At 59.9% G+C, this 15,829-nt stretch carries 15 protein-coding genes; 6 read left to right on the top strand and 9 right to left on the bottom strand.

What is annotated here, in order from left to right; all coding sequences use genetic code 11:
- Positions 1-187 precede the first annotated feature (187 nt).
- Entirely contained in the window at positions 188-652 is a 465-nt protein-coding gene (locus ACYU8T_RS04780) for an Hsp20 family protein (protein ID WP_097091489.1), read from the top strand.
- A gap of 60 nt (positions 653-712) precedes the next feature.
- On the opposite strand, the gene ACYU8T_RS04775 is transcribed toward ACYU8T_RS04780, so the two are convergent.
- From ACYU8T_RS04775 to ccmC, 7 genes are all read right to left on the bottom strand, one after another.
- Positions 713-2,641: a potassium transporter Kup gene (locus ACYU8T_RS04775; RefSeq protein ID WP_201513817.1), complete on the bottom strand. Its 1,929-nt coding sequence runs from the start codon at positions 2,639-2,641 to the stop codon at positions 713-715.
- A gap of 130 nt (positions 2,642-2,771) precedes the next feature.
- Complete coding sequence (locus ACYU8T_RS04770) at positions 2,772-3,419, bottom strand: tetratricopeptide repeat protein (RefSeq protein ID WP_461158674.1); 648 nt, start codon at positions 3,417-3,419, stop codon at positions 2,772-2,774.
- Positions 3,416-3,826: a cytochrome c-type biogenesis protein gene (locus ACYU8T_RS04765; protein WP_201513813.1), complete on the bottom strand. Its 411-nt coding sequence runs from the start codon at positions 3,824-3,826 to the stop codon at positions 3,416-3,418. Before ACYU8T_RS04765 ends, ACYU8T_RS04770 begins: the two co-directional genes overlap by 4 nt.
- The gene (locus tag ACYU8T_RS04760; protein WP_461158673.1) at positions 3,823-4,350 is read right to left on the bottom strand and encodes a redoxin family protein; all 528 of its coding nucleotides are present in this window, start codon (positions 4,348-4,350) and stop codon (positions 3,823-3,825) included. Before ACYU8T_RS04760 ends, ACYU8T_RS04765 begins: the two co-directional genes overlap by 4 nt.
- Positions 4,347-6,278, bottom strand: a complete 1,932-nt coding sequence (locus ACYU8T_RS04755; RefSeq protein WP_461158672.1) for a heme lyase CcmF/NrfE family subunit — start codon at positions 6,276-6,278, stop codon at positions 4,347-4,349. The genes ACYU8T_RS04760 and ACYU8T_RS04755 overlap by 4 nt, the downstream gene beginning before the upstream one ends.
- 46 nt (positions 6,279-6,324) lie before the next feature.
- Entirely contained in the window at positions 6,325-6,771 is a 447-nt protein-coding gene (ccmE, locus tag ACYU8T_RS04750; protein WP_461158671.1) for a cytochrome c maturation protein CcmE, read from the bottom strand.
- A 133-nt stretch (positions 6,772-6,904) separates the two neighbouring features.
- Positions 6,905-7,627: a heme ABC transporter permease CcmC gene (ccmC, locus tag ACYU8T_RS04745; RefSeq protein ID WP_097091483.1), complete on the bottom strand. Its 723-nt coding sequence runs from the start codon at positions 7,625-7,627 to the stop codon at positions 6,905-6,907.
- A 182-nt stretch (positions 7,628-7,809) separates the two neighbouring features.
- Between ccmC and purF the strand changes: the two genes are divergently transcribed.
- Positions 7,810-9,288, top strand: a complete 1,479-nt coding sequence (purF, locus tag ACYU8T_RS04740) for an amidophosphoribosyltransferase (RefSeq protein WP_201513800.1) — start codon at positions 7,810-7,812, stop codon at positions 9,286-9,288.
- A gap of 93 nt (positions 9,289-9,381) precedes the next feature.
- Positions 9,382-10,092 carry an SDR family NAD(P)-dependent oxidoreductase gene (locus tag ACYU8T_RS04735; RefSeq protein WP_097091481.1) on the top strand — a complete coding sequence of 237 codons (711 nt, stop codon included), beginning with the start codon at positions 9,382-9,384 and terminating at the stop codon, positions 10,090-10,092.
- Positions 10,093-10,096: 4 nt separating this feature from the next.
- Here ACYU8T_RS04735 and ACYU8T_RS04730 read toward each other — a convergent pair whose 3' ends face one another.
- Together ACYU8T_RS04730 and ACYU8T_RS04725 are read right to left on the bottom strand one after the other, a co-directional pair.
- Positions 10,097-11,362, bottom strand: coding sequence for a class I SAM-dependent methyltransferase (locus tag ACYU8T_RS04730; RefSeq protein ID WP_461158670.1), 1,266 nt, complete (start codon positions 11,360-11,362; stop codon positions 10,097-10,099).
- A 36-nt stretch (positions 11,363-11,398) separates the two neighbouring features.
- Positions 11,399-12,775: a cryptochrome/photolyase family protein gene (locus ACYU8T_RS04725; protein WP_461158669.1), complete on the bottom strand. Its 1,377-nt coding sequence runs from the start codon at positions 12,773-12,775 to the stop codon at positions 11,399-11,401.
- Between the two features lie 181 nt (positions 12,776-12,956).
- Between ACYU8T_RS04725 and ACYU8T_RS04720 the strand changes: the two genes are divergently transcribed.
- The 3 genes from ACYU8T_RS04720 (at position 12,957) to ACYU8T_RS04710 (ending at position 15,819) form a co-directional block, all read left to right on the top strand.
- The gene (locus ACYU8T_RS04720; protein WP_097091478.1) at positions 12,957-13,442 is read left to right on the top strand and encodes an RNA pyrophosphohydrolase; all 486 of its coding nucleotides are present in this window, start codon (positions 12,957-12,959) and stop codon (positions 13,440-13,442) included.
- A 101-nt stretch (positions 13,443-13,543) separates the two neighbouring features.
- Positions 13,544-14,563, top strand: coding sequence for an arginine N-succinyltransferase (locus ACYU8T_RS04715; RefSeq protein ID WP_461158668.1), 1,020 nt, complete (start codon positions 13,544-13,546; stop codon positions 14,561-14,563).
- Positions 14,560-15,819, top strand: coding sequence for an N-succinylarginine dihydrolase (locus tag ACYU8T_RS04710; RefSeq protein ID WP_201513786.1), 1,260 nt, complete (start codon positions 14,560-14,562; stop codon positions 15,817-15,819). The genes ACYU8T_RS04715 and ACYU8T_RS04710 overlap by 4 nt, the downstream gene beginning before the upstream one ends.
- Positions 15,820-15,829: the final 10 nt, after the last annotated feature.

The raw sequence follows: 15,829 nt of genomic DNA, 5'->3' as shown, positions 1-15,829 counted from the left end.
CATTAGTGCCCGGATCGTGGAAACGCGGTCCGGGCACTTTTGATTCCGCCCATGACAGGCCTCTTGAAACCGGTTTTCCTTCAACCATATCAACGTCGCGCGGCCGCCAAATGGGGTCGCGCATCGTATAGCCGGATGCCTTTTTGAGGGTCCGGTATGTTCATTTTGCTCTGATGGAGATTATGACATGCGTGGTTTTGACCTTACCCCCTATCGCCGCTCCACCGTCGGTTTCGATCGTCTCTTCGACCTGATCGAAAACAACGCACGGTTGCAGCAGGGCGACAACTACCCACCTTTCAACATCGAACGGCTTTCCGAGGACCGTTACCGCGTGACGCTCGCCGTCGCCGGTTTCCGGACGGATGAGATCGACATCACCGCGCAGCAGAACCTGCTGCAGGTCGTGGGACGCAAGGACGATGGCGCGAGTTCGGATCGTTCCAAGTTCCTGCATGTCGGTATCGCCAATCGCAGCTTTGAAAGGCGCTTCGAGCTTGCCGACTTCGTGCGGGTGGAAAAGGCCGATCTTGCGGACGGCCTGCTGACGATCGAACTCGTTCGCGAAATCCCCGAAGCGATGAAGCCGAAGAAAATTTCCATCAACGGCGGTCAGCTCGTCGATATCAACAAGGATCGCGACGCGGCCTGATCCGCTTCCGTTTAGGAATGTTCATGGGGCGCGGCCTGATGGCCGCGCCCTTTTCTGCGTCTATATCTCTACTTGGCTGCCCAATTCGACGACGCGGTTGGTCGGCAAGCGGAAAAATTCCATCGCGCTTTCAGCGTTGCGCAGCATCCAGGCAAAAATCTTCTCTCGCCACAGCGGCATTCCGGGCTTGGCGGACGGCAACAATGTCTGCCGCGCGAGGAAGAAGCTGGTTTCGATCATCCGAAATGCCTGCCCGCATCCCGTAACATTCTTGAGCGCCGCCGGAACATCCGGCTCCTGCATGAACCCATATTCCAACACGAGCCGGAAGAAGCCTTTCCCAAGGTCCTCCAACTTGCACCGGCCATCCTCTTCCACGACCGGCACGTCCCTGATTTTCACGGTTAATAAGATGACTCGTTCATGCAAAACCTTGTTGTGCTTCAAATTGTGCAGAAGCGCATGCGGAACTCCGTTCGACGTCGATGTCATGAAGACCGCTGTTCCCGGCACGCGAACGGCGCTGTTTGCTGCCGACGCCACGAACACCGGGATAGGCATGGCGCCCTCGCGCAGCCGATCCTGCACCAGCCGACGGCCCCGCGACCAGGTCGTCAGCAGCGTGAACACCACAAATCCGATCAGCAGCGGGAACCAGCCGCCATCCGGCACTTTGGTGAAGTTCGCTGCGAGATACGCCCCGTCAACGATGAAGAACACTGCCAGCAGTGGTGCCGAATAATACCAGCGCCACTTCCACAACCGGTAAAGCAGCACGGTCAGCAGCAGATTGTCGATGAACATCGCGCCAGTGACTGCGATGCCATAAGCGGCGGTGAGATTGGACGATGTCTGGAAAACCAGCACAAGCAGGATCACCATCACCATCAGCCCCCAATTGATCATGGGGATGTAGATCTGCCCGGCGGTCGAGGCGCTGGTATGCGCAATCCGCAGGCGCGGCATGAAGCCGAGCTGGATCGCCTGTTGCGTGACCGAAAACGCGCCGGAAATAACCGCTTGGCTCGCGATGATGGCAGCCAGGGTTGCAAGACCGACCAGCGGCAGCTGTGCCCATTGAGGGGCAAGATGATAGAAGGGGCTGTGCAGAGCCGCCGCACCTTCGCGGAACAGCAGAGCCCCCTGCCCCATATAGTTCATCATCAAAGCCGGGAGCACGAAGAAGAGCCACGACACGCGGATCGGGCTGCGTCCGAAATGGCCCATATCCGCGTATAGCGCTTCCGCGCCCGTGACCGCGAGAACGACCGCGCCAAGGGCAAGGAAAGCCGGTAGCGGATCGGTCAGAAAAAACATGACCGCCCAATAGGGGTTGAAGGCGTAGAGAATACCCGGCGTCTTGATGATGCTGATCACGCCCAACGCCGCGATCGTCACGAAATAGACGAGCATTATCGGACCAAAAAAGGCAGCGACCCGATTGGTCCCCAAGCCCTGAATCCAGAACAGCCCCAGCAATATGACCACAGCGGCCGGCAAGATCGCTGGCGCGAGCTGGGAGTTGTAAACTGCCAGCCCTTCGACGGCCGACAGCACCGATACGGCCGGGGTGATCATCGAATCGCCATAAAAAAGCGAGGTTGCAAATACGCCCAGCAAAACGATTCCGCGAGACCAACGCTGCGTTTTGGTCTGCCCGTTGATCAATGCAAGAAGGGCAAGACTCCCCCCCTCGCCCTTATTGTCGGCACGCATGATGATCGTTACATATTTGAGCGTTACGACCAGCATCATCGACCAGAACATCAGGCTGATGACACCCAGGATGTGATCGGGATCGAGAGCCAGATGATGATGGCCAGCGAACGTTTCGCGGAACGCATACAGCGGGCTGGTGCCGATGTCGCCGAACACGATACCGACCGCACCCACGACGAGTTTCAGCGTGGCCTTCTGACGCGCGTGCCCGTGCTCTTCGGCCGATTCGTCGCCGGAGTGGTCGACGCCGCTCGCCATGTGATCAGCCATGAAGGAAACGCCAGATGGTCATATTCATACGACACTCAAGCCTAGGCGATGTACGGGAAAATTCCCAATATTCATTAAGAAGGGGCGCCCCCTACCACGCCTCCATGACCAGCGCAATTGAACCGCCATATCACTGGGCGACAGGCGTTCCCGCTGCCAACATTGCGTCGATACGCGCAATGCTGAGTTCCAGTTCCGCCTTGATTTCCGATCCTTCGGGAGCTCTAGCAGCCAAAGGCGCCCACAGTTCCTTTGCAGCCTGCAACTGACCGGCGCGAACGAGGGCCAAGCCATAAAAATAAGGTGGCGCAGGGGCGTCCGGGTCCAGCGTCATCGCACGACGATAAGCAAAGTCGGCGCTCGGCGACACCACCCCACCCGCATGAGCGATCAACGCGTTCCCAAGACCCAGCCATAAATTGGGATCATCGGGCGTCTGCTTCAGGCCCGCCAGCAGGACATTTGCCGCCTCTTTGGTCTTGCCTTGCCGGCCAAGGCCATCCGACAACATCAGCCACTGTCCAGCCTTGCCATAGCGCTCCGCCATTCCGCGGCGCCGCTCTGCGAGTTGCTCGTCAAACTTCCCCCTGTCCGTGGAAGCCGATGCCATTTTCGGCCGCCCAGGCAATCCGGGGCTTCCTTGCCAAGCATAACCGGCGAGCCCAAGCAGCACAGCCGCAGCCGTCAGCTCCCATGACATGCGCGGAATGCGTCCTACCGCGATGAGCAACGCCATGAGACAGAATGCAAAAGCTGCCGCTATCAGCCAGCCGTTCATCGCCGTGCCTTCCGTTTGATGCGGCCACGCAACAGCAGCAAACCAAGACCGATCAGCAATAATGGCGCGCCCCAAAGCGGCCAGAGAACCGGATCAGCTGTGGGCTCATAGCTCACCCAATCACCATATCGCTCGATCAGCCAGCGGCGAATATGTTCGGGCTCTTCCCCGGCCATGATCCTTTCCCTGATCTGCGACCGCATATCGCCAGCCATGCTTGCATTGCTGTCTGCGATTGACTGGCTTTGACAGGTGAGGCAGCGGATCGTCTCCATCAACGCCTTTGCCTTGCGCTCCAGTGCAGGATCACTGATCTGGCGGTCCGCATAGGGAGCAGGAGGAAGCGCCGACTGCGCGAGAAGCGGGGGGCTCAACAGCAGTGCGAACAGTGTCAGCAGGGCCTTCACCGGGCATCCTCCAACTGCTGGAGGATCATGGGAATATCGTCCGCCCGTATGTCGCCCACATGTTGATAGGCGATCCGGCCTTTTCCATCGATGACGAAGCTTTCCGGAACGCCGGATGAACCCAAGGCGATCTGCACGCTGCTGCGCGCGTCGAGCCCGATCCGGGCATAAGGATTGCCATAGCGCGCCAGGAACCGGTCCACATCCTCACGAGCGTCACGGATTGCGATGGCATCGATCTCCACCCCTGCCCGCTTCAAGGCGAGAAGTTGGGGCGCCTCGGCGGCACAGGGCACACACCAACTGGCGAAGATGTTCAGCAGGCGCGGTTTGCCCGTTGCCAGCTCACGGCTCATCAACGCGGGCCGATCGCTCGCCGCTGGCGGCAGAGTGAAGTCGGGCAAGGTCTTGCCCACCTGCTTCGACGTGATGACGCGGTCGTCAGGCTTCAACAAACCACTGGCGAAAAGGATGAAAAATCCCGCAAAGAGTGCCAGCGGCAGCCAGATCAGCAGCTTCCTCATGCGGCCCCCGCCTTGCCGCGCCATTTGAGAAGCCAGCCACGACGCTCACGTCCCACCAGCGCCAACGCGCCACCTAAAGCGATTAGCGCACCGCCGAACCATATCAGCGTGACGAACGGCTTCCACCAAACCCGAAGTTGCCAGCGTCCCTGGTCGGCCTCCTGGCCTAGCACGACGTAAAGCTGACCATTCCAACGCGTCAGCAACGCTGCCTCGGTCGTGGTCGTGGGAGGTGACGGGAAAAAGCGCGATTGTGGATGCAGCATGACGGGGGCACCTCCATTCTGGCTCGCTTCCATGTCAGCCTGCAACGCAGTCCAGTTATCGCCTGCTACCGGAACGATCCGCGTGAGACGCAATTTCCAACCCGCCGCTTCGACCACGTCACCGGGCCGAACCGCCGCAAGCTTTTCCACGGTGAAAGCGGAATCGCAGGACATGCCGGCAAGACTGACGGCACACCCCAAATGCGCAACAACCATTCCCCAGGTGAACAGAGGGGTACGCCGCAAATTACGCTTCCAGAGTGGGGCCACACTTCCCGCCGCGACAGCCAGGGCAATGACCAGCCCGAGGAACGGCAGCACGCCGATCCGGCCCCATGCCAGTATAGCCACAGCAGCAAAGGCGATCATGGCGATGACGGCCGGGACGATCAATCGCCGCCCAACCTCAGCCAAATTGTCCCGGCGCCACCGAGTCAAAGGTCCTGCCGCCATGACGATCATCAGGATCAGGGCGATGGGTCCCGCTATCCGATCGAAATAGGGCGCACCAACCGAGACCTTGTGCCCAAAGGCTTCGGTAAGAAGTGGATAGAGCGTCCCTATCAACACCAGACCAAGGATGACGGAGAGCAGCAGATTGTTGACCACCAGCATGGTCTCGCGGCTGACAAGCTCAAAAGGCGCTCCCTCGCGTACCGCACCCACCCGCCATCCGAAGAGCGCGAGCGCTCCCCCGATGTAAATTCCCAACAGGACCAAGATGAAGCTGCCGCGCTCAGGGTCGACCGCGAAGGCATGGACACTGGTCAGGATGCCCGAACGGACAAGGAATGTGCCGACCATCGACATCGAAAATGCGATAACCGCCAACATCACCGTCCACGCGCGCAGCGCATCGCGCGTGGCGAGCACCGTAACGCTGTGCAAAAGCGCTGTCGCCGCCAGCCACGGCATCAACGACGCGTTCTCGACAGGGTCCCAAAACCACCAACCGCCCCAGCCCAGTTCATAATAGGCCCAATAGCTGCCAGCCGTGATGCCGAGCGTGAGGAGTATCCACGCAGCCAGAACCCACGGCCGCATCGCCCGCGCAAAGGATGCATCCACCTGCCGCGTCAGCAGCGCGCCGATCGCGAAGGAAAAAGCCACCGACAACCCGACATATCCGAGATACAGGGTAGGCGGATGGAAGGCGAGGCCAGGGTCCTGCAACAGCGGGTTGAGCCCTTGACCATCAGCCGCGGGCGGATTGATCCGCGCGAAAGGATTGGAAGCAAAAAGCAGAAATGCATAGAATCCAAGGCTGATCGCAGCCTGTCCGCCGAGTGTCGCCATGTGCGTATCTCGCCGTAGCGCTCGTTCGAACAAGGCCACCGCAGCGCCAGCCACGCCCATGACGGTGACCCAGAGCAGCATGGACCCTTCATGATTGCCCCATGTTCCAGCGAACTTGTACAGCCATGGCTTCATCGAATGGCTGTTGTTGGCGACCAGCAACACGGACATGTCCGATCGCATGAACAGCGCGATCAGTGCGATGAAGGCGATGGTGGTCAGCGCCCCTTGGGCGACCGCTACCGGCCGCACGGCCTCAAACAGTTCGCTTTTCTTTCCCGCCAGTCCGAAAGCCACCAGACCTAATTGAAGAAACGCGAGCGCTGCGGCCAGCCATAGCGCGACGAGACCTGCTTCTGCGATCATGCCGCCCTCACCGCTGGCTGAGACCCGATGGTCATGAATGCCGCTCTCACTGGCCCGCCTTCATCTCGTGGGTCGTTTCGTTATATTGCAGGCCTTCCAGCTCCCGAGGCATGTAACGTTCGTCATGCTTCGCCAGCAGGTTCGTGGCAACGAAGGTGCCCGCGCCATCAAACGCCCCTTCCGCAACTACACCAGACCCTTCCTTGAAAAGATCAGGCGCAATACCCTTGAATACCGCAGGAACAGTCGCCTTCCCGTCGGTCACGTCAAAATGCAGGCTTACGCCGTCTGCCGCCCGCTTGAGGCTGCCGTTGACCACCATGCCGCCGAGACGAATGGCTTTGCCCTCTTCTACACCTTTCGCGCGAACGTCGGCGGGCGCATAGAAATAGGCGGCTTCGTCGCGGAGCGCAGAGGCAGCGAGCAAGCCCGCACCGATCAAGGCGAAGAGCGCGACCAGCGCAAGGACGAGGCGTTGGTGCTTCGCTTTCATGACCTGTCCGTCAATTTCTGCGCCGCTGCCTCCGCGTCGCGCATGGAGCGCCAGCAGGAAAGGCACAGGACGAGCGTGCCCAAAAAGGTCAGCGCGTAGGCGCCGGCGACAAAAGCCCACTGATCCATGTCGATTACCCCCGCGCCAGCCGCTGCATGCGCGCCTCAACCTTGTTACGCGCCAATATGGTCCGCATCCGCATCAGCACGATTGCCCCGAACAGGAGGGAAAATCCCGTGAGCGTGAAGCCAAGTGGCCAGAGAAGCGACAGGTCGATGCTTGATCCTCGCAGCGTGATGCTGGGGCCCTGATGCAGGCTGTTCCACCACACGACCGAGCGATTGATGATGGGGATATTCACGGCCCCGACAAGACCGAAGATTGCCGTCACTGGACTGACGCCACCCTGATCCTGCCGCGCACTTGCATTGGCCAGCGCTATATATCCCAGATAGAGGAAGAAGAGCACCAGCATGGAGGTCATCCGACCGTCCCATTCCCACCACGTTCCCCAGGTGGGACGGCCCCAGATAGATCCCGTGACGAGGCAGATCGCGGTAAATAATGCGCCTGGAACTGCAATGGCCCGCCCCGCAACAGCTGCAAGCGGATGCCGCCATATAAGCTGCATCAGCGCGGATATCGCGATCCCGGTCCATCCCGCCATTCCCAGCCATGCGGCAGGCACATGAATATAAAGAATCCTTACCGTTTCGCCCTGCAGATAATCAGCCGGGGTAACAAGAAGACCGCAACCCGCACCTGCCAAAAGCAGTATCAGCCCAGGCCAGAACAGCCAGGCGGTCAGCGGCCGCGCGATCTTCAGGAAGCGGGCAGGATTGGCAAAACGGTGCATTTGGAGAGGCTCTTTAGCTCTGCCTTACGCGCAAAGCCAGTAGCGCTTTTCTGTCCGCGACCACCCAGGAAACTTTCCCATCTTCGCCGCTCGACAGCCTTTTTTGTTTCAAACAGGCGACAAATCAGGATCGAGCCACTATATGCGCGCGAAGCAGCCCTTTGAGGCGCACGGCATCGGCTATGGACCCGCTCGCACCCATGTTTACGACAAACCCGTTCGACGACGACAAGCTGCGTGAAGAATGCGGCATCTTCGGAGTCATCCAGGCGGAGACCGCTTCGGCGATCGTCGCACTTGGACTCCACGCATTGCAACATCGCGGTCAGGAAGCTGCTGGCATCACCAGTTGGGATGGCCATGATTTCCACACCCACCGGGCGATGGGCCATGTGGCGGGCAATTTCGACCGTGATGAAGTGATTCGCGCCTTGCCGGGCAATACCGCATCTGGCCATGTCCGCTATTCGACGACGGGCGAAACCTCGCTCCGCAATGTGCAGCCGCTTTATGCAGAGCTTAATTCCGGTGGCTTTGCCGTCGCACATAACGGCAATATCTCCAATGCCATGAAGCTGCGGCGCGAATTGATCCGGCGCGGCTCCATCTTCCAGTCGACTTCCGATACCGAGGTGATCATCCATCTGGTCGCAACCTCGACCTACCGGACGCTGCTCGACAAGTTCATCGACGCGCTGAAGCAGATCGAGGGTGCTTATTCACTAATCGTGACGACGCCTGAAGGCATGATCGCATGTCGCGATCCGCTTGGTATCCGGCCCCTGGTGATGGGAAAGCTGGGTGACGCCACGATCTTCGCGTCTGAAACCGTCGCATTCGATGTCGTCGGTGCTGAACATGTCCGCTCTATCGATCCTGGCGAGCTTGTCATCGTTACACATGATGGTGAGGTCCGGAGCCACCGCCCGTTCGGCGACGTACACCCCCGCCCCTGCATCTTCGAACATGTGTATTTCAGCCGCCCCGATTCTATCGTTGATGGGTCGAGCGTCTATTCGGTTCGCAAAGCCATCGGCGCTCAACTGGCGATCGAGAACCCGGTCGATGCCGACCTGGTCATCCCCGTGCCCGACAGCGGCGTGCCTGCAGCGATCGGCTATGCCCAACAATCCGGCCTCCCGTTTGAGCTTGGCATCATCCGCTCGCACTATATCGGACGTACATTCATCCAGCCGGGGGACAAGGTTCGGCACCTTGGTGTCAAGCTCAAGCATAATGCGAATCGCGCGCTGATCCAGGGCAAGCGCATCGTTCTCATCGACGACTCGATCGTTCGTGGGACCACCAGCCTCAAGATCGTACAAATGATGCGCGAAGCTGGGGCCAAGGAAGTGCACATGCGCATTGCCAGTCCGCCGACGAAGCATAGCTGCTTCTATGGCGTCGACACGCCCGAGCGCACCAAGCTGTTGGCGCATCGTCTGGATATCGGCGGAATGCAGGATTTCATCCATGCCGACAGCCTGTCCTTTATCTCGATTGACGGGCTCTACAAAGCGCTGGGCGAGGCAAAGCGGGCGGACATCCGGCCGCAATATTGCGACGCCTGCTTTACCGGCGATTATCCCACCACACTCACCGATCAGGATGATGCCGTGGTGCAGAACCAGCTTGAACTGCTCGCCGAGCGGGTTGTCTGATCACTAAAGCAAATCTGGATGGCTGCTCGGCCTGAGCAGCCATTCCCTTTTCAATGAACGGCCTTTCACTCAGAAGGGCGAACAGGATACCTCATGTCCACTCTTCCTCTTTCCGGTAAGCTTGCCCTGGTAACCGGCGCGAGCCGCGGGATCGGCGCTGCCACCGCCAAGGCGTTGGGCGCTGCCGGTGCTCACGTCATTCTGACGGCCAGAACCGCTGGCGGGCTTGAGGAGGTGGAAGAATATATTCACGGCGTCGGCGGCAGCGCGACCATCGCGCCACTTGACCTTATAGATGGAGAGAGCATCGGACGACTGGCGCAAGCGGTATCTGGCCGGTGGCAGGCTCTGGATGTCCTGGTGCTCAATGCCGCAACGCTCGGTAGCTTGGCCGCAGTTCCCGCTATCGATACCAAGGAATTTGCCCGGCAGCTCACCTTGAACATAGCGGCACCGCAGGCCCTGATCGCGGCATTCGACAAAATGCTTCGAGCTAGCGCTGATGCCCGCGTCGTTGCGATTACCTCATCGGTCGCACGTGCGCCCCGCGCCTATTGGGGGGCCTATGGCGCATCCAAGGCAGCGCTCGAAACGCTCGTCAGCGCCTATGGCGAGGAAGTGAAGAATATTTCCGCGATCCGCGCCCATATCGTTGACCCCGGAGCAACGCGGACCGCCATGCGGGCCAGAGCCTATCCAGGGGAAGATCCGGCAACGGTGAAAGAACCGGAGGTCGTTGGCAAAGCGATCGCCGACCTCGTCCTGTCGGACCAGCCGAACGGTTATCACCTGCGCATAGATTGATTCGTCAGCCGGGCTTGACCAGCGTAACCTGGGCGACATCGATCGTGCCGCTCCTGAAGCCGCCTTCACAATACATGAGGTAATAGCGCCAAAGCGCCACGAAGTGCTGGTCGAAGCTGGCGGGTAGAAGGCCGCGATCGACAGTGCGATCGAATTGCTCGCGCCATCGCCTGAGTGTCTCCGCATAATGCTGGCCAAAATGGTGAACGTCGCGCCATTCCAGCCCTTCGGCCTCCGCCAGAGCCCTGAAGCGGCTTTCGGAAAGCAACATGCCGCCTGGGAAAATATAGGTCTGAATGAAATCAGCTCCACGGGCATATCGATCGAAAATGGCATCATCGATCAAAATATATTGGACCGCGGCTCGCCCCCCGGGCTTCAGAAGCCTGTTGATCGCACTCACATAGGCAGGCCAATATTCCTGGCCAACGGCTTCCACCATCTCCACACTGGCGATGGCGTCATATTGACCTTGGGCATCGCGATAGTCACGCAGGAGGATATTGGCTCCGGCACCCAGCCGTTCACGCGCGTAATCGGCTTGCTCGGTCGATAGCGTCAGCCCATCATAGCGGATGGCGCAGCGCTGCATTGCCTGCTCGGCAAGCCCTCCCCATCCGCAGCCGATCTCCAGCAGCGCACTGCCCTGCTTGAGGTGGAGCCGATCCAGTATAGCGTCCACCTTGCGCTGCTGCGCGCGCTCCAGGCTTTCGCTCCGGTCGTCTGGATCGCAAAACAACGCGCTCGAATAATGCATGTTGCGGTCCAGCCAGAGGCCGTAGAAATCGTTCCCCAGGTCATAATGATAAGCGATGTTGCGACGCGATCCCCGCCGATTATTGCGCCTCAGGTGATGCGCAAGCGCCGCAAACCATCGTCCTGGGCCGTTCGGGCGCGCCACATTGCCCAAGGTCATGGCATTCGCCATGAACAGTTCGAACAGCGGAACCGGATCGGGACTGCTCCACTCACCTGCAGCCCACGCCCTGTACCAACCCGCCGACCCACCAGCGATCAGCCGCAGTAGAGCACGCCAGCGGACCAACCTGACTTCGCACGCGGGCCCTGCCGCCCGCCCGCCCAACATCCTGATCGTGCCATCGGGCAGTGTCGCTTCGAGTTTGCCCTTCTCAAGTCCCGAATCGATGCGGTCCAGAAGGCGGTGGAAGTGGGGTGCAGTCAGGCGCTCCAGCCAACGGCTCGGTTCATCCTCAGGCAATCGTCGCACGGCTGACGCGCGCCTGCCACGCTTGGGATCGATTGCGTTCATACCCTCACCTCTGCCGCTCGCTCATGGATACTGTCGTCACGCCCTGCTGCGCCGATATGCGGCAAGCGCACGTTCCCGCGCCTCGCGATGCCCTACGCGTTTGGGAGGATAGGATCGCGGTCTTGCTTCAAAGGCGTCAGGATCATGAACTGCCTTGTCATCCAGATGCACCAGTTCAGGCACCCACCTCCTGATATAGTCCGCCGCCTCGAGTTTTGGAGACTGCGTCAATGGCGCCATGATCCGTGAAAACAGGTTTGCGTCAACACCGCTCCCAGCCACCCATTGCCAGTTCACGCTGTTGTTCGCATAGCTCGCGTCAACGAGGGTACCCCAAAACCATTGAGCCCCGTGCCGCCAATCGATCAGAAGATGTTTGATGAGAAAGCTCGCGGCGATCATGCGGACTCGGTTGTGCATCCATCCGGTCGTCCAAAGCTGCCGCATTCCGGCATCCACTATCGGATAGCCTGTCCGCCCTTGTTTCCACGCCGCCAAATCGGAGCCTGCTTCGCGCAAATCCCGCCATGGCATCCGGTCGAAACCGGCACGAGCATTCTTTGATCCATAGGCTGGGAATGCCCAAATTTGGGTATGCGCATAATCGCGCCAAAGCAGTTCCTTGAGGAAGGTTGTGGCATCCGTGGCTGCATCACCGATGCGGTGCCACACATAAGCGGGCGAAACCTCGCCGAAATGCAGGTGGGGGGAAAGTCGGGATGTGCCTTCGATCGAGGGAAGATTGCGTGCCGTGTCATACTCGTCAGCTTCATCCATGAACGACGCAACATTCTGGCGGGCGCCGGCTTCCCCAGGCGACCAGTCGTCAGAGAAATGGACAGCCCAATCAGGTTTGCTGGGAAGCAAGTCCCAATCGTCGAGGGACTCACTTTTAGGCCACTTATGGGGAGAAGCGATCTCAGCAGGGGCCGGACTGGCGATCGCAGGCGGCATATGCTGCATCGCGGCGCGGGCAAAAGGCGTGTATATCTGATAGGGCCTTCCACCAGATGTGCGGACGCTGCCGGGCGGGAGCAGTAGCATGCCTTCATGCAATTGAAGGTCGAGATCGCGGGCTACTGCCTTCTCCGCATTGCGCCACCATGGTTCATAGTGCGCCAGCGCATGCACCCGTTTAGCGCCCGTCTCCCGGCTTAGCCGCTGCAGTTCCTCTACGCTCTTCCCTCTGCGCAAGATAAGACGGGATCCCTTGCGGCGAAGGCTATCATCCAGTGATCTGAGGCTATGGTGGAGCCACCATCGTTGCGCGCTTCCCATTTTCCACTGCTTGGGCGTTGCATCGTCCAGAATGTAGACCGGGATAACGGGTCCTTCGCTGGCCGCCTGCGCCAAGGCAGCTTGATCGGAGAGGCGGAGGTCCTGGCGGAACCACAGGATGACGGGATCGGACATATGCCAGCTTTGCCATTGCTGCGCGAGGCTTCCAACCCCTCGACCATTTCGGCGCGAAAAGCTGTCCAGATACGGCACTGTATTTTTTAGCTCATGGACGGGCGCAGGTCGGCCGCTTATCTTGGCAATGTAGAAAGCTGCGACCCAGGGTTAGCGGCGAGGACATTGATCAGGGGACAATATGGCGTCAGTGCCAAATGATTCGGAACTCGGATATCGGCCTTGTGTAGGCGTGATGCTCGTCAACATGGACGGCAAGGTTTTTGTCGGCCAGCGGATAGATAGCCAGGTGGAAGCCTGGCAAATGCCGCAAGGTGGGATCGATCACGGGGAAGAAGAAAAAGCAGCCGCGCTTCGTGAACTTGGCGAAGAAACGGGGATCAGGCCGGATCATGTCGAGATCATCGCGAAGGCGCGGGACGAACATCTTTACGACCTGCCGCCTGAACTCATCGGGAAGCTGTGGGGCGGCAAGTTCCGCGGACAGAGGCAGACGTGGTTCCTGGCACGCTTTCTCGGCACTGATGGCGACATCGATATCGCTACCGCTGACCCGGAATTTTCGGAATGGAAATGGATCGAGCCGGAAGCGCTTCCCGACGTGATAGTTCCTTTCAAGCGCAAGCTCTACCGGGACATTCTGCAGGAATTTAAAGCGCTCATCTAAAAGCCACCGCGAGGCTGGAGGCAGTCAGCTTCGTTTGATAAGCTCCGGTGCATGAGGGCGCTGTCCTTTCCTGATCGAGCCCTGGCGGTGGAGGTGATGGCTTGAGCTTTGTCATGCGGACGGCGCGGGCGGATGATCTGCAAACCCTGTATGAATTAGCGAAACAAACGGGGGGAGGATTTACGAACCTGCCCGCTGACCGGAAGGCGTTGGAAGAGAAGCTGGTCCGGACTGAACTGGCTCTTGCTCGCGAGGGTGGGGAGGTTGAAGACGAACTCATTCTCATGGTTCTCGAAAACTGCACTACAGGGCAAGTTCGGGGCACCTGCCAGATTTTCAGCAAGGTTGGGCAAAGCTGGCCCTTTTATTCCTACCGCCTGGGCGTCCTGACCCAGCATAGCCGCGAGCTTTCGCGTACGTTCCGGGCGGAGATGCTCTCGCTCGTGACCGACTTGGAGGGATCGACGGAAGTAGGCGGCCTGTTCCTGCATCCGCGAGAGCGCGCAGAAGGCCTGGGCCTCCTCCTCGCCCGCAGCCGTTATCTCTACATCCGCAATCATCGCGAGCGCTTCGGAGAACGAGTGATCGCGGAGCTGCGTGGCGTGATCGATGAAGCGGGCGGCTCACCATTTTGGGACGGCCTGGCCGGGCGCTTTTTCGGCATGACCTTTCAGGAAGCCGACGAGTTCAATGCCATCCACGGCAATCAGTTCATCGCGGACCTGATGCCCAAGACGCCCATCTACATCGCCATGCTGAATGACAGCGCCCGCGCCGTCATCGGCCTCCCCCATCCCAATGGCCGCGCGGCAATGCGAATGCTGGAGACTGAGGGCTTCACCAATCCGGGCTATATCGACATTTTCGACGGCGGGCCGACGATGGTCGGACAGATCAACTCGCTGCAAACCATCGCCCATGCGCAGGATGTGACACTTGGTTCGGTCCATGACGGGGGCGGCGAAAAGCATTTGATCGCTTGCGGTCAGCGCGCCGAGTTTCGCTGCACCTACGGCCTCGTCAAACGCGCCAGCAACGAGGGCGTATCACTCGACCGGGAAAGCGCTGAACGGCTGGCGATCGAGCCGGGGCAGTCATTCACGATGGTGCCGCGCGCATGAGCGTCAGGGAGATCAACTTCGACGGCTTGATCGGCCCGAGCCACAATTATGCGGGCCTGAGCCATGGCAATCTCGCTTCGGCCAACAATGCAGGAGCGGCATCCTACCCCCGCGCAGCCGCCCTGCAAGGCATCGAGAAGATGCGCACGAACCTTCGCCTCGGCCTGACCCAAGGCATTTTCGTACCGCAATGGCGGCCGGACGGTCGCTGGCTGAACGCACTGGGCACGAACATCAGCGAAGCAGAGCCCCATATCCGGGCGGCCGCCATGTCCGCGTCGTCAATGTGGGCAGCCAATGCCGCCACGGTGTCGCCGGGGCCGGACACGGCAGACGGGCGTACCCATTTGACGGTCGCCAATCTGGTGACCATGCCCCATCGCAGCCATGAGTGGCAGCAGACGCTCACCCAATTGCAGGTCGCCTTTTCCGACAGGTCCGCATTCGCGGTGCATCCGCCGATCCCCGCGCCTTTTGGCGACGAGGGCGCCGCCAACCATATGCGGCTGTGTGACCGGCATTCGGATCAAGGCGTCGAAATATTCGTCTATGGCCAATCGGGTGGTCCCTATCCTGCGCGCCAGCATGTCGAAGCCAGCAAGGCGGTAGCGCGGCTGCACGGCCTTGATCCTGCGCGCACATTGTTCGTGATGCAGTCGCAAGAGGCGATCGCGGCCGGCGCATTCCATAATGACGTCGTAGCAGTCGCCAATGAAGGCCTGCTGTTCGCCCATGAGCAAGCCTTTGCGGACAAGGACCGCTTCTACACGCAGTTGCGGGCGCTCCTCCCGGCGGTGCAGATCATCGAAGTGCCAGCACGGGCGATAAGCCTGACCGACGCCATCCAAAGCTATCTTTTCAACGCGCAGCTAGTCACGATGCCCCATGGCGGTATGGCTCTGGTCCTGCCCGCTGAAGCAAAGGCCATCAGGAGCGTCTGGGCATGGCTGGAAAATCTGGTCGCGGGCAATGGTCCTATTCGGGAGCTGATCCCCGTCGACGTGCGCCAATCCATGGCCAATGGCGGAGGACCAGCTTGCCTGCGGCTGAGGGTCGTCGCGGACCCGGCGAATATCGATCCACGGTTTCTGGTGAACGAAGCAAAGCTCGACGCCATCGCGAACATTGTCGAGCGTAGTTGGCCTGAGGAGATCATCGCCACTGATCTCGCCGACACCCGCCTGATCGCGCAGATCGAACAATCGTGGTTAATGCTTGTTGACCATTTGCAACTTTCGGGCGACTTAATTCCTTAGAGCTAGTCGC

Source organism: Sphingobium sp. TomMM35A (genome assembly GCF_054771735.1).
Note: the sequence above shows the minus strand (reverse complement) of the source record. Positions and strands in the feature narration are given on the sequence as shown.

Bases quoted from the DNA above. Each gene is read 5' to 3' on its own strand.
- ACYU8T_RS04780 (WP_097091489.1), top strand. From the start codon at position 188: ATGCGTGGTTTTGACCTTACCCCCTATCGCCGCTCCACCGTCGGTTTC.
- ACYU8T_RS04775 (WP_201513817.1), bottom strand. From the start codon at position 2,641: ATGGCTGATCACATGGCGAGCGGCGTCGACCACTCCGGCGACGAATCG.
- ACYU8T_RS04770 (WP_461158674.1), bottom strand. From the start codon at position 3,419: ATGAACGGCTGGCTGATAGCGGCAGCTTTTGCATTCTGTCTCATGGCG.
- ACYU8T_RS04760 (WP_461158673.1), bottom strand. From the start codon at position 4,350: ATGAGGAAGCTGCTGATCTGGCTGCCGCTGGCACTCTTTGCGGGATTT.
- ACYU8T_RS04755 (WP_461158672.1), bottom strand. From the start codon at position 6,278: ATGATCGCAGAAGCAGGTCTCGTCGCGCTATGGCTGGCCGCAGCGCTC.
- ccmE (WP_461158671.1), bottom strand. From the start codon at position 6,771: ATGAAAGCGAAGCACCAACGCCTCGTCCTTGCGCTGGTCGCGCTCTTC.
- ccmC (WP_097091483.1), bottom strand. From the start codon at position 7,627: ATGCACCGTTTTGCCAATCCTGCCCGCTTCCTGAAGATCGCGCGGCCG.
- purF (WP_201513800.1), top strand. From the start codon at position 7,810: ATGGACCCGCTCGCACCCATGTTTACGACAAACCCGTTCGACGACGAC.
- ACYU8T_RS04735 (WP_097091481.1), top strand. From the start codon at position 9,382: ATGTCCACTCTTCCTCTTTCCGGTAAGCTTGCCCTGGTAACCGGCGCG.
- ACYU8T_RS04730 (WP_461158670.1), bottom strand. From the start codon at position 11,362: ATGAACGCAATCGATCCCAAGCGTGGCAGGCGCGCGTCAGCCGTGCGA.
- ACYU8T_RS04725 (WP_461158669.1), bottom strand. From the start codon at position 12,775: ATGTCCGATCCCGTCATCCTGTGGTTCCGCCAGGACCTCCGCCTCTCC.
- ACYU8T_RS04720 (WP_097091478.1), top strand. From the start codon at position 12,957: ATGGCGTCAGTGCCAAATGATTCGGAACTCGGATATCGGCCTTGTGTA.
- ACYU8T_RS04710 (WP_201513786.1), top strand. From the start codon at position 14,560: ATGAGCGTCAGGGAGATCAACTTCGACGGCTTGATCGGCCCGAGCCAC.